The organism is Boudabousia tangfeifanii (assembly GCF_001856685.1).
GTDB lineage: Bacteria > Actinomycetota > Actinomycetes > Actinomycetales > Actinomycetaceae > Boudabousia > Boudabousia tangfeifanii.
In genome coordinates, this window is record NZ_CP017812.1 from 579,407 (window position 1) to 593,657 (window position 14,251).

General features: G+C 50.7%; 8 protein-coding genes. 3 read left to right on the forward strand and 5 right to left on the reverse strand.

Annotated features, from left to right (window positions below; all coding sequences use genetic code 11):
- Window positions 1-76: 76 nt before the first annotated feature.
- The gene (locus tag BK816_RS02255; RefSeq protein WP_156981972.1) at window positions 77-1,438 is read right to left on the reverse strand and encodes a PFL family protein; all 1,362 of its coding nucleotides are present in this window, start codon (window positions 1,436-1,438) and stop codon (window positions 77-79) included.
- Window positions 1,439-1,448: 10 nt separating this feature from the next.
- Window positions 1,449-1,718, reverse strand: a complete 270-nt coding sequence (locus BK816_RS02260) for an ACT domain-containing protein (protein WP_071163733.1) — start codon at window positions 1,716-1,718, stop codon at window positions 1,449-1,451.
- A gap of 261 nt (window positions 1,719-1,979) precedes the next feature.
- On the opposite strand from BK816_RS02260, the gene BK816_RS02265 reads away from it, so the two are divergent.
- The 3 genes from BK816_RS02265 to hemH all read left to right on the forward strand — a co-directional run bounded on the left by BK816_RS02265 (window position 1,980) and on the right by hemH (window position 10,958).
- Window positions 1,980-6,158 carry an exo-alpha-sialidase gene (locus BK816_RS02265; protein WP_071163734.1) on the forward strand — a complete coding sequence of 1,393 codons (4,179 nt, stop codon included), beginning with the start codon at window positions 1,980-1,982 and terminating at the stop codon, window positions 6,156-6,158.
- 170 nt (window positions 6,159-6,328) lie between these two features.
- Window positions 6,329-9,832, forward strand: a complete 3,504-nt coding sequence (locus BK816_RS02270) for an S-layer homology domain-containing protein (protein ID WP_071163735.1) — start codon at window positions 6,329-6,331, stop codon at window positions 9,830-9,832.
- Window positions 9,833-9,917: 85 nt separating this feature from the next.
- Window positions 9,918-10,958, forward strand: a complete 1,041-nt coding sequence (hemH, locus tag BK816_RS02275; RefSeq protein WP_071163736.1) for a ferrochelatase — start codon at window positions 9,918-9,920, stop codon at window positions 10,956-10,958.
- On the opposite strand, the gene BK816_RS02280 is transcribed toward hemH, so the two are convergent.
- The 3 genes from BK816_RS02280 to BK816_RS02290 all read right to left on the reverse strand — a co-directional run bounded on the left by BK816_RS02280 (window position 10,906) and on the right by BK816_RS02290 (window position 14,206).
- Entirely contained in the window at window positions 10,906-11,751 is an 846-nt protein-coding gene (locus tag BK816_RS02280) for an inositol monophosphatase family protein (RefSeq protein ID WP_071163737.1), read from the reverse strand. The two genes, hemH and BK816_RS02280, sit on opposite strands and share 53 nt — an antisense overlap.
- Before the next feature lie 278 nt (window positions 11,752-12,029).
- Window positions 12,030-12,683, reverse strand: a complete 654-nt coding sequence (locus BK816_RS02285) for a LutC/YkgG family protein (RefSeq protein WP_071163738.1) — start codon at window positions 12,681-12,683, stop codon at window positions 12,030-12,032.
- A complete protein-coding gene (locus tag BK816_RS02290) occupies window positions 12,683-14,206 on the reverse strand; it encodes a LutB/LldF family L-lactate oxidation iron-sulfur protein (protein WP_083379225.1) in 1,524 nt (507 codons plus the stop codon). Before BK816_RS02290 ends, BK816_RS02285 begins: the two co-directional genes overlap by 1 nt.
- Between the last annotated feature and the right edge of the window lie 45 nt (window positions 14,207-14,251).

Here is a 14,251-nt window from a genome sequence, read left to right on the forward strand (position 1 = left end):
TTCGAAGCCGGCTTTTGGCATAAAGATAAAAAGTGGGGGGCAAGCGCCAAGCTTGCCCCCCACAGAAACTAATCTGCTAGTTCTTAAAAGCGTGAATCGGTGCTGGGATCAGCCCGCCACGATTTACCAAAGTTGCAGGAGAATGCGGATTAACTGCCATCACTGGGGCGTAACCCAAAAGTCCCCCAAAGTTGACTACATCGCCAGGTTTAGTGCCTGGCGCGGGGATCAAACGAACCGCTGTGGTCTTATGGTTCATAACTCCAATCGCAGCCTCGTCAGCAATAATGCCGGCAATCACTTCGGCAGAGGTATCTCCAGGAATAGCCACCATATCAAGACCGACTGAACAAATAGCAGTCATGGCTTCTAGCTTTTCAATATTTAAGCTGCCATTGGCGGCCGCGGCGATCATACCCTCGTCCTCGGACACAGGGATAAAAGAGCCAGACAGGCCACCAACCCGAGAACAGGCCATCATGCCACCCTTCTTAACGGCGTCATTGAGCAAAGCCAGTGCTGCAGTGGTGCCTGCCGCCCCAACCTGTTCTAAGCCCATAGCTTCGAGCACACGGGCTACCGAGTCTCCGACCTCGGCGGTAGGAGCCAAAGAGAGGTCCACAATACCAAATTCGACCCCAAGACGTTCTGCAGCCATAGTGCCGACTAGTTGACCGACGCGGGTGATTTTAAAAGCGGCAGTTTTAACCGCAGCGGCCACATCGTCACAGGTGCCATCTGCCCCTACCTGATCGACCGCGCGCTTGATCACGCCTGGGCCAGAAACACCCACGGAAACGACGCATTGTGGCATCTCGACCCCGTGGAAAGCGCCGGCCATGAACGGATTATCGCCAACAGCATTCGCGAAGACCACCAGTTTCGCAGCTCCCAAGATGCCGTTTTCTCCAGCGGCAATCTCCTTAATGGTCCGACCAAGCAGAGCAGTGGCATCCATATTGATGCCCGCGCGGGACGAGGCTACATTGACACTGCCACAAACCACATCGGTAGTGTTGAGTGCTTCCGGTAGTGAATGTATTAGATTAAGTTCGGCTGGGGTACTACCTTTATCGACGAGGGCGCTAAAGCCGCCAACAAAATCGACTCCGCACTCTTTCGCGGCTTTATCAAGCATGCGAGCCCAAGGAGTGAGATTGGTTTCGCCGCTTGCAGCTGCTACCAAAGCGATTGGGGTGACTGAAATACGTTTGTTAATGATCGGAATGCCCAGTTCTGCGGCAATCTCATCAGCTACCTTCACCAAGTTTTGCGCTTGCGAGGTGATGAGATCGTAGCAGCGTTGGCGAGCTTTTTCCCCATTGCTATCAGCACATTGCAATAGGTTGATCCCCATGGTGACTGTGCGGATGTCCAATTTGTCCGCACTAATCATGTGGATGGTTTCTAGAATGTTAGCGGAGTTATCAAGTGACATGATTATCTCCTCAGAGTTGATGCATGGCTGCGAAGATAGCTTCGGACTGGATCCGAATATCTAAGGCTTCTTGTTTGGCCACTTGCTCCATAGCTGTTTGCAGTACTCCTAGGGGAGCTTTCGTTTCGTCGAACTCCAGATGCAGAATCATGGTGAAATATTCACCCATCAGATTCTGGGAAATATTGAGAATATTTACCTTGTGTTTAGCTAGTTCAGTAGTAACTTCGCTAACGATTCCAGTATGGTCTAATCCAGTAACAGTCATAATTGCACGCATGGCTTAATGGTCTCATATTTTCCCAAAAAAGTAACGGCCGACTTCAATACATTTCTGAGAGATTTATTTTTTATTGTGAAGCAAGGCAAAAACAGGAGGTAAATATCTCGGCCAAACGTCCTAGGTGAGTATGGGGATATTTTTAAACTTGAAAATGTAATAAAAATATTACTTTTTTGTCCAATTGAGTTTGGAATAAATTGCTAATCTATAACCTGACAGAGCTGTCTCGACATTGTTGTCGCAAAAGAAAGGTTAGCTATGACTCAACCAAAACATATTCGTCGTCTAGTCCCGACGGTAGCGTTGGCGACCGGAGCATTGTTATTTGGAGCAATGCCTTTGCCGTCGGTACCAACCGCGATGGCGGCAGGTGAAAAGATCACCTTTACCTTCGAGCGAACTGATAATCATGGTTCCACAGTGCACGTTGGGGATCGCCTGACCTTTAAAATTAAGTACCGCAATAATACAGGCGGGAACCTGACACCTTTCCCAAAGACTTCAAATATTAACGATTTTGATGTCACGCGTTTCCCAGATCGCAACTGCCGCTATTTTAATCTTGGCCCAGGTGTCACAAAAGAATGTGGCTATGGTTTCCACATTGTGAACCGAGAAGATATGCGCAACGGAAGTTTTACTCCTACTTCTTCTTGGAATATTACTCATGACCGTGCAGGTAACGATGTAATCGAAACTGGCATTTCTGTAGTCGGAGAACCAATTGCCGTTGATCCAAATGTGCCCGCAGATAATGCACAAACTCCGCGAGAATATGCCATGGGTGCACCAGTTGAACTGGCTCGTGAGAATTACGGTGGTTTTAATTGTCACCGTATTCCCGCGTTGACTAAGACCCCGATCAACGGATGGCTATTGGCTGCTTGGGATGGCCGTCCCAATGATTGCCAGGATGCGCCACAGCCGAACAGCATTGTCTATCGTATTTCTAAAGACGGCGGCAAATCTTGGACTTCTCTTAAGGTAGCGTTGGAAGGCAAAGAAAATCCAGTAGCTGAAAAATACGGCTATTCTGATCCTTCTTTTGTCGTTGACCGCGAAACCAACAAGATTTTCATGTTTACCGTGAAGTCTTTTGACCGAAAGTTCCAACAAGGTCTTCCTGGGGTTGACCCAAACAACCGTGGGGTGATGCATGCCTCGGTAGTGGAATCTACTGATGACGGTCAAACTTGGACAAACCAGCGTCTGATTACAGCTAGCACGCTGAAAGACGAAAGTACTTGGATTTCCCGTTTCGCAACTTCCGGCGAAGGTATCCAACTAAAATATGGTCCTCACGCAGGGCGATTAATTCAGCAGTACACCACTGCTTTCCCTGGAGCGGTCTGGAAAGCTCACTCAGTCTATTCGGATGACCATGGGGTAACTTGGCAAACTGGTGAGCCAACAGAACAAGGCGCGGACGAAAATAAAGTTGTTGAACTTTCAGACGGGCGTCTGATGGTTAACTCGCGCACTGGTTCACATCATGGCCCGGGCGGACATCACCGTATGTACGCTTACTCTACAGATCAAGGTGAAACTTGGGGACCATGGAAGACCGCCTGGGATTTGATTGATCCTGTCAACAACGCTTCTTTGATCCGTGCTTTCCCTGATGCTCCAAAGAATTCAATGCGTGCAAAGATTCTTCTTTTCTCAAATGCGAAAAACGGTGCTCAGTGGCAACGCAACAATGGTTATGTTCGTGTCTCTTACGATGATGGTAAGAACTGGAACGAGGGTCGTCAGTTTAAAGATGGCGCCATGCAGTACTCGACCTTAACCCCGCTTGGGGAAGGGAAGTATGGTCTGCTTTATGAAGGTAACTCGAAGACCATCAATTACATGACCATTGACAACAACTGGCTGCACCTAGAAGATCCGGGCCCAGACGCGATGGACCCGAAACCTGAGCTGGAGACGGCGAAAGCCGAAAATCAACGCTTGACTGCAGAACTAGCTGAAAAGACTGAAAAGGTTGCTGAACTAACTCGTGAGAAGGAACAGCTAGAATCAGCTAAGTCCGCACTCGAAACTGAACGTGACCAGCTAACGCAAGATAAGTCTCGTTTAGAAGGCGAAAAGGCCACTCTTGAGCGCGAGAAGGGCGAGCTCGAAACTGCAAAGCGTGAGCTAGAGAGTCAGAAGTCTGCGTTAGAGGAGCAAAAGACCCAGCTAACTAGCGAAAAAGAAAAGCTGGAAAATAAAAAGTCTGAACTTGAGCAGAAGGTTGCTGAACTGGAAGCAAATGGTCAGGCTTCAGCTGCCGAACTACAAAGGGTAAAGGGCGAACTGGCTGATGTTAAGGAAAAACTTGGCACAAAGACCAATGAACTCGAAACTGCCAACACTGAGCTAGCTGAGACTAAAGCTAAGCTAGCAAAGAAGGAGGAAGCCCTCACCGGTAAGACTGGCGAGTTGGAGAATACTAACGCTGAGCTGACAAAGACGAAGCAAACCTTGGGGGAGAAAGAAGCAGAACTTGCTACCACCAAGCAGCAGCTAGCTAACAGCCAGTCTGAACTTCAAAAGAAGACTGCCGAGGTCGATCAGACGAAACAGGCGCTCGCGAATAGCAATGAGAAACTGGCGAAGAGTCAGGAGAAGCTCGCTGCAAAAGAAGGCGAACTTGCTAGCAAGAAGGCCGAGTACGATCGTAACTTGCAGGAACTGACCAACCAGACCGCGAAGGCAAACCAGAAGGTAAAGAGTCTGGAAGCTCAGGTGGCCGATTTGCAAGAACAGGTCAAATCTTTTGAAAATGGCAAGTCCACTCCAGAGCTTGAAAAAGCCAAGAAGGAATTGGCCAAAGCTACCAAGGAATTGCAGGCGGAGCAAGAAAAGTCAGCTAAGTTGACCAACGATCTAGCTGTCGCACTTGATAAAGTCACCAAGGTTGAATCAAAGGCTAAGGAAAATATTGGTCAACTCGAAAAGGAAGTGGCAGGTCTAAACGACCAAGTCAAGAAGCTAAGCGCCGATAAGAAGGCTAGTGCTTCTGCGCTTAAGGCTGCCAAGGACAAGCTAGCTAAGGCGCAAGCTAACCTTGCAACCGAAAAGGCAAACGTTGCCACCCTACAAGAACAGTTAGGTGCTGCCACCACCGAGTTAGCTCAGAGTCGTCAAACTGCTGGGAAGAAGATCGCTACCCTCGAAAAGAAGGTTGAGAATCTCGAAGAAGCAGTGAAGAAAGCTGAAGCTAAGGGTGGAGCGAATGCTCCAGAGGTTAAGGAAGCTAAAGCCAAGCTAGCTGACGCGCAGAAAGAGCTAGCCGGTGAAAAGACTAAGAATGCCAAGCTGTCGGATGACCTCAATCAAGCCCTAGATAAGGTGGCTAAGGTTGAGCGCGAGGCGCAAGCTGAAGTTTCAAAGCTTACCAACAAGGTAAATCAGCTAGAAGACAATGTAGCTAAGCTCAAAGCCGATAAGAACGCCTCGGCAGCCCAAATTAAGGCTGCGCAAGAAGCGCTTTCTTCGGCTAAACAGGAACTCAATACCGAACGGGTTAAAGCCTCTGGTTTGCGCACCGAACTAGCCAAGACTCTTACCAAAGTGTCGCAGCTAGAAAAGCAGTCAGCTACTAAGGTTCAGAATCTTGAAAACAAGGTTTCCAAGATTAATCAAGAGCTAGCTAAGGCGAAGGCTGAAGGTAAAGCTGGAGAAGCGAAGGTTGCTAAGCTAGAACAGCAACTAACCACTGCTCAAACCGATCTTAAGCGGGAAAAGCAGACTAACGGCACTTTGAAGAGCAAGGTCAACCAGCTCGACAAGCAGTTGCGTGGCACCCCGCGTCCAGCTGAAACTGTCCAGCAATTGCTCGATAAGATCGGCTTGCGCAAGGCGAAAGCACCAAAGGCAAAGAAGGCTCCATTTAAGGATGTGCCTTTGACTAACCCATTTGTCAATGAAATCGCTTGGGCCGCTACTGGTGAGCAGAAGGTGACCACCGGTTGGCCAGACGGCACCTTCCGCCCAGGTCTCCCAGTTGACCGTCAGACCATGGCAGCATTCTTGTACCGTATGGCTGGTTCTCCCAAGGTTAAGGTCAACAAAGTATTCAAGGACGTGCCCGTGAATCACCAGTTCGCCAAGGCAATTTCATGGATGTCTCAGACTGGTATCACCACTGGTTGGGCTGATGGTACTTTCCGTCCAGATCAGCCGATTGAGCGTCATGCGATGGCGGCCTTTATGAATCGAGCTTGTGTGAAGACTAATTTGTGTTCACCGGCTCTAAAGAACCTTAAGGTTGATCCGTTGTTGCCTAAGTTCAAGGATATGGGTGAGGGTAAGTTGTTCGATCGGGAAGTGCAGTGGATGCAGCAGGCTGGTATTACTACCGGTTGGGCTGATGGTACTTTCCGTCCAGAAAACAGCGTGACCCGTGAAGCTATGGCAGCGTTCTTGTACCGCATGAAGTTTAATCACTGATTAACCTTCAGCTAAGCTGTCACGATTTAAAAGTAGGGATTCTGCTAAACCGCAGAATCCCTACTTTTTCGCCTGTTTACTCACAAAACCTCAACGAAGAGTGACGAATTTTGTTATCCTATTAAAGACAGTGCTGTCTCGACATCGTGGTCGAAATAGAAAGGTAAATAATGAGTGCTACCCATCGTTCCCGCAGGGTAATTGCGGCCGCTACTCTTGGCTTGGGGAGCTTGATGCTCTCAATGGTGCCAGCGGTGGTTCCGAATGTTGCGCAAGCTGCGGAAGACAAAATAACCTATCAGCTTATCCGTACGGATTCCTTAGGGGACACCGTTCGAGAAGGTGATCGTCTAACCTTCAAAGTTACCTACCGGAACAATACCGGCGAAGCATTAACTGCTTTTCCCGCAAAATCCAATATTTCAGATTTAGATGTTAATACCGGTCATAACTGTCGCTGGGTAGACCTTCCTGGAAACAGCTTTAAAGAATGTCCCTTCCCGTACCATGTGGTCACTGCCGAGGACGCTCAACGAGGTAAGTTTGTGCCTCGAGTTGAGTGGAAGGTAACTCGGGATCGTAATGGTGAACAGGTAGTACAAGATGGGATGGTAACTGAACTACCAGCGATTAAAGTGGTTGGGGGAGTGGCCCCAGATCCGCTCGGCACTCCTCGGGACTATGCAATCGGGGAATCGGCCCGCTTGGCTAATGCTGGTGCCGCTGGCTTCCAATGCCACCGGATTCCAGCGCTGACGAAGACCCCGATTAATGGTTGGCTGATTGCCGCTTGGGATGGTCGTCCTTTCAACTGTGCAGATGCCCCACAAGCAAACTCCATCATCTACCGGATCTCAAAGGACGGGGGCAAGTCTTGGACACCAATTAAGACGGCGCTGGCTGGAAAAACGAGCCCTGGAAATCAAAAATATGGGTATTCGGACCCTTCCTTCGTAGTCGATCGCGAAACTAATAAAATCTTCTTGTTCTCGGTCAAATCATTCAATCAGGGCATTGCAGGTTCACATCTAGGTACTGATCCTAACGATCGAAACGTAATCCACGCATCGGTAGCTGAATCTGACGATGACGGCTTGACTTGGAAGAACGTTCGTACCATCACCAAAGCTATCACCAACGATCCGAGCACTTGGCGTTTCCGCTTCGCCGCTTCCGGTGAAGGTATTCAGCTCAAGTATGGTGAACATAAGGGTCGTCTAATTCAGCAATACACCACCGCCATTAACGATAAGGGGTGGCATGCCAACTCGGTATACTCCGATGATCACGGCGTTACCTGGAAATCAGGAGAACCAACCCCACAACAGGGCGCAGACGAAAATAAGGTGGTCGAGCTCTCGGACGGGCGTCTGATGGTCAACACTCGTACTCGTTCTGCTAACGGGCCTGGGGGAAACCACCGCATGTTTGCGACCTCGGATGATCAGGGACAGACTTGGTCAAACTGGCAAGTCGCTTGGGACCTAGTTGATCCCGTTAACAACGCGTCGATTATCCGCGCCTTCCCAGACGCCCCCAAGGACTCGATGCGAGCAAAGATCCTTTTGTTCTCTAATGCCTACGGTTCCACCCGTCAAAACGGTTATGTCCGTGTTTCTTATGACAATGGCATGAACTGGAACGAAGGTCGTCAGTTCAAAGATGGAGCCATGCAGTACTCCACCCTCACCCCACTTGGTGACGGTAAGTACGGTCTGCTTTACGAGGGCGAAAGCTCCACGATTAACTACATGACTATCGATCAGAATTGGTTGCACCTCAAAGACCCAGGTGCAGAAGCAATGGATCCGGCACCAGCACTGCGTGCAGCTGTAGATAAAGTTGCCCAGCTAGAAGAAGAACTAGCGGCAAAAGAAGCAACTCTAGCTAGTTTGCAGGCAGATAAAGCTGCCCTCGAAAAAGCCAAGCAAGATCTTGAAGGGCAAAAGGCCGAACTTGAAAAGGCTAAGGGCGACCTAGAAGCAACTCAAGCGCAGCTAACCAAAGAAAAGTCGGCCCTAGAAGCCGAACGAGACTCATTGCAAAAGAGCCATGATGCGCTAAATCAGGACAAAGTCGAGCTCACTGAGACAGTTGAGACTCTTGAAGGCGAAAAGCAAGTACTACAAGAGCAAAAGAGTGCCCTAGAAAGCAAACAAGAGGCATTGCAAGCGAAGATTGTGGCACTTGAATCTGACGGGAAAGACCATACCGAACAGATTAAACAGCTCAAGTCTGATTTGGCCGATGTGGAAAATACTTTGGCCGACACTCGCCAGCAGTTGGCTGACACTGCCAGCGAATTGGCTACCACCAAGGACGCCCTCGGTGAAACTGAAGCTAAACTCGCCAAAACTAGTGAAGAGCTTTCCGGCACTAAAGCCGACCTCGCAAATAAGGATGCCAAGCTAGCGGAAACGGCTGGTGAACTAGCTAAGACTAAGGGCGAACTAGACACCACACGGGACAAGTTAGTAAAGACTGCTGAGGATTTGGAAAAGACTCAGACTGCTCTCACCAAAAAGACCGAAGAATTACACGAAACAAACGGTGACTTGAGCAAGAGTGAAGCTGAGCTTGCCGCTAAGACTGAAGAACTCAAGAAGACGCAAACAGAACTAGAACAGACAAAGTCTGAACTGGAAAAATCTCTTGACGAACACCAAAATGCGGCCGAACTTGCCAAGACCAAAGCAGAGCTTGCCCGAGTTAACGGTGAACTAGGAAAGGTCAATGCTGAACTAGCCAAGGTTAAAGAACTAGAGGCTAAGAAGGTAGCTCGCGAAGAATTTGATCGTCTCAAGGACGAACTAGCTAAGACCAATGCTGAACTTGAGAAGGTCCGGGAAAGTGAAGGCAAGAAGGTAGCTAAGGAAAAGGTTGACCAGCTAGATCAGGAACTAGCGAAGACTAAGGCTGAGCTCGAGAAGGTTCGGGAAAGTGAGGCCAAGAAGGTAGCTAAGGAAAAGGTTGACCAGCTCAATCAGGAACTAGCAAAGCTAAAGGTCGAGCTAGAAAAGGCAAAGAAGAAGGAAGGAGCCAAGACCGCGGAAGACCTGATGCGTCAGATCAACCAGCGCGTGGCAAAGGCCCCAAAGGCGATTGCGGACCCCTTCAAGGATGTAAAGGTTAATAGCCCCTTTGCCAATGAAATTTACTGGTTGGCCAAGTCTCCAGAACAGGTTTCCACTGGTTATGCCGATGGTACCTTCCGCCCCAAGCTACCAGTAACCCGTGAAGCTATGGCAGCATTCTTGTACCGTTTGGCTGGTTCCCCTAAGGTCACCGCCAAGAAACAGTTTAAGGATGTGCCTGCAAACTACCAGTTTGCTAAGGAAATCACCTGGCTCTCCCAGACTGGTATCACCACCGGTTGGGCAGATGGCACTTTCCGTCCACGGCAGCCGATTGAGCGTCATGCGATGGCGGCCTTTATGAATCGAGCTTGTGTGAAGACTAATTTGTGTTCACCGGCTCTAAAGAACCTTAAGGTTGATCCGTTGTTGCCTAAGTTCAAGGATATGGGTGAGGGTAAGTTGTTCGATCGGGAAGTGCAGTGGATGCAGCAGGCTGGTATTACTACCGGTTGGGCTGATGGCACTTTCCGTCCAGAAAACAGCGTGACTCGCGAAGCCATGGCGGCCTTTCTCTACCGACTCCGTTTCAACCGCTGATCTAGCAATAATTTAGCTGGGGTGAACCAAATGGTTCACCCCAGCTAAATTATGACAAACATTTAAGTTATGTAACAATAGTCCGGTGAGTTTGTTTAGAAAAGAAGCTGCGAAGCGTCCCGACCCCAACCGGATTGGGGTGCTCCTTTTAAATCTTGGAACCCCGAAATCGCCCAAGCCAAAGCACGTACGAAAGTTCCTGAAGCATTTTCTTTCAGACCGTCGAGTGATTGAGATGCACCCGCTTTTATGGCGTCCAATTCTCCACGGTCCCATCCTCACCTTCCGCCCTCGTCGTTCTGGCAAAATCTATCAACGTATTTGGACCGAGGACGGGTCCCCCCTCCTGTTAGAAACTGCGGCTCTAGCTCAAGCTTTAGCTCAAGAATTAGCCACGGCCCAGACCTCGATTCCGGTCGAATTCGCTTGCACTTATGGCCACCCCAGTGTGGAGTCCGCCCTCGGCAAGCTAAAAGCGGCAGGAGCTGGAAAAATTATTGCCCTACCGCTTTATCCCCAATATGCAGCAAGTTCCTCTGGTGCCTCCTTGGACGCGCTGTGGCGGGAACTATTGAGGCAACGAAACCAGCCGGATGTTCAAACTATCGCTCATTATGGTGCCCATCCGGCTTATATCAAGTCGCTAGCAAAGTCCGTAAGAATGCACTGGGAAGCGCAAGGGCGAGCTGACCACATCCTATTTAGCTTCCATGGGATTCCCCAAGCACAGGATAAGGCGGGCGATCCCTATCGCCTTGAATGTGAACGTACCGCCCAGCTTTTAGCGCACGAACTGGGTTTAGCGCAGCACGAATGGACCATGTCTTACCAGTCCAAGTTTGGTCCGGCTCCTTGGTTGTTACCCTCTACTCAAGATTTGTTCGCGAAGTTGCCAGCCGAGGGCGTGAGGACACTGTCGGTGATCTGTCCTGGGTTCTTGACCGACTGCCTAGAAACTCTGGAAGAAATTGCCCTGACAGGGGCGGAACAGTTCCAGGCAGCCGGTGGTGACGAACTCCGTTATATTCCCACCTTGTCAACCCGTGAGGATTGGGTGCAGGGATTAGCCCAGATTATTTCCGAAACTCAATCCGAAGGCGCGCAGCTTCCGACATCGCGTGGGTAACTACCGGGTTACTTTCCTTGCCGCGGTAGGTCACTAGGGTCGTCGCTAAATGGTGGCGACCATCAGTGATGTGCCCTTGCGGGAAAGAATCAGTGTGCCCGCCAAGTGCATGCACGATAGCCATTCCAGCGGCAACATCCCATGGGCTGATGTAGTTGTAGTAGCTCAAATCGGCCCAGCCCATCGCCACCCAGCACATTTGTAAGGCGGCCGGTCCAACCACCACGTTCATCGTGAATTCACGTTTGAGAGCTTTGACGTTGTCGACGGTGATTTGCTCATTCGCATTGAGGTCATTTAAGACCGGGTAGTAGGACAAAGCGACTTGGTCGTGGGTTTGTCGCTCAGGCATGGGAACAATCGGAGCATCATTGAACCAAGCATTTTCGCCGTCGGTTTTGAACTCCCAGCCCAAAGAAGGAGCATTGACCACGCCGCTGAGGAGTTTGCCGTCTAGCTCAACCCCGATACTGACGCAATATAGGGGGGAGCCGCTGGCAAAGAAAGTGGTGCCGTCGATGGGATCAACATAGAACACTACTCGGCCACCACCTTCGGTTAAGCCACTTTCCTCGCCCACGATTTGAGCATCAGGCACTTCTTCTAACAGGATCTGCTTAATAATCTCTTCGGCCCGCTGATCGTGTTCGGTAACGATATCGTGGTGATCGTTGCCTTTATATTCGCGTGTGATCTTACTGCGGTCTAGGCTGGCTAGATAGCGTGCTGCCGCGTCCGCCGCCTGTTTAGCCACGTTCATTAGATGTTCGCCGTTGTAATCTTCGGCTTCCATGTGTTTTCCTCCTATCAGGTGCAGAAAGTGGGTCTGCGAGGTGCGTGGTTGCTGGCTTTTTGAGCCTATCAAAGTACGGGTGCTTCGCCCAGGTTTAACACGGTTCAACGAAAAAGCAGGACGGGTCCAGTTCCAAGAGGCTCTTGTTATGGGGTGAAAATACGTCTAGATTTAAGCAGTTCTTGTCTTGGGACGCAGATGCGCTCAGATAAAAGTGTGGCCCGCCGATACCGACGGGCCACTCAGTTTTGCTTACCAACCAGCAGGTAAGTCAACTGTTACTTAACTATGATAACTCGCAAATTGCGTGGACCGTGTACTCCATCGACACGAACCAGCTCAATGTCCGAGGTTGCGGAGGGTCCCGCGAACCAGGTCAAGGGGCGAGTTGGGTGTGCTTCCAGCACTTTCACAGCTTGTGGCACAGTTGGGTAGACATCCTTGGCGTACAAGACACAAACGTGAGTATCTGGCACCAAAGTGATGGCTCTGCGACCCTGATCGGACTGTCCATCGAGGACGATGGTGCCAGACAAGGAGATACCCAAACGAGCACCAGTCACCACTGCTTGAATCTTGTCAAGCTCATGGTTCGTTAATGGCGAAGCGGGATCATCGACTACTACTTCGCGACCATCATTGCCGGCAGCTTTCTTCCAAGTTTCTGGTAGACCAGCTGGGACAACTACGCGCTTGGCTTCGTCGAGCATGAGGAAGTTAGAGATGGCTTCTTCAATCCCAGCTTCATCCACTACGGTGACTTCTGCAGTGTAGTCAATCAAGGCATCGACTAGCTCGTCGATAACTGGTTGCGAGCCGACTGCGTGTTCCGTTTCCTGGCGGTATTCGCGTGGTGGCTCTGGAGCTGGAGCCTTTTGCGAGACTGCTAGCGCCTGACGAACATTGTTCAAAATTTCGGTACGTGCGTCCATCACTTTTCCTCCTCGTGCTTCTTCCACCACTGGCGGAAGTTTTGGGCGGGTGGTGCCGGAATATCACGAGCGCCAGTCCACATGGATGCCGGATAGGGCAGAGCGCCAATCCGTTGTTTCTTACCAGCTACGATACGGCCAAGCTTGGCCGCGCGACCGGCAGCATCGAAGGCTTTACCAGAAGCCATTACTGGCGAGGTAGCAGCCATGGCCACGTCCCACATGTCCGGGATGCCACCACGGTTAGCGTCAGTGACGCGCTGGCGCAGACGTACCAAGTTGGTCGGAATATCAATCTTGACCGGGCAAGCTTCGTAGCAAGCCCCGCACAGTGACGAGGCGAAAGGCAAAGCCGAGTTAGGATCATGACGATCCATGCTGTCAGTCAACTGTGGAGTCAAGATTGCGCCGATTGGGCCAGGATAAACGCTGCCGTAGGCGTGACCGCCCACATGTTCGTAAACTGGGCAAACGTTCATGCAAGCGCCACAACGAATGCAGTGCAATGCTTCGCGACCGATTTCATCGGCCAGTGCCTTCGAACGGCCATTGTCTAGGAGCACGAGGTGGAATTCCTGAGGACCATCGCCCTCGGTGACACCAGTCCAGAAGGTGGTGTAAGGATTCATGCGCTCACCAGTGGCAGAACGGGGGAGCAACTGGGCGAACACTTCCGCATCCTTGAAAGTCGGCACCATTTTTTCAATGCCAACCACTGAGATGAGGGTTTCTGGCAAAGTTAGGCACATACGGCCATTGCCTTCAGATTCGAACACGGTAAGAGTGCCGGATTCGGCAATCATCATGTTCGAGCCGGAGATTGCTACCTTCGCCGAGAGGAACTTCTTACGCAAGTGAGCGCGGGCAGCCATTGCCAAAGTGCGAGGATCGGTGCTGAGGTCAGCCGGGGCATCATCCATTCGGTTGGCGAAAATGGCGCGAATTTCAGCGCGGTTACGGTGAATGGCAGGAACCACAATGTGGCTTGGCATATCTTCCGATAGCTGCACAATCATTTCTGCCAAGTCGGTTTCCCAAGCTTTGATCCCACGATCAGCCAAGTACTTGTTCATCCCGATTTCTTGGGTCACCATCGACTTGACCTTAACGACCTCGTCGACCTGCTTTTCCACTAGAATCTGGTGGATGATTTCATTGGCTTCTTTGGCATCGCGAGCCCAGTGAACAATACCGCCGCGAGCCTGAACATTGCGTTCCATCTCTTCGAGTAGCTCAGGCAAGTTCGACATGGTCTGGTGCTTGATGGCCGAGGCCGCATCGCGTAGTTCTTCCCAGTCGGGCATTTCGGCTACGCGGTCATTACGCTTGTCACGGATCTTGTGGGTGGCGTAGCGCAAGTTACGGCGAAGCTGGGTATTGCGCAGATTTTCTGCTGCACCCTTAGGGAACTTATCGCCCCAGCGCAAGGGATCTTCCGGCTCTGGGACGCCAGGGGTCCAGCCCAGTTCAGTGGTGTCTTCGACCGGCTGAGCCTTGTGGTGTCCTGCGCAGGATGGGCACATGCCGCTTGCCTTATCAATGGCGGCGCCTACTAGAGGTAGGCGACG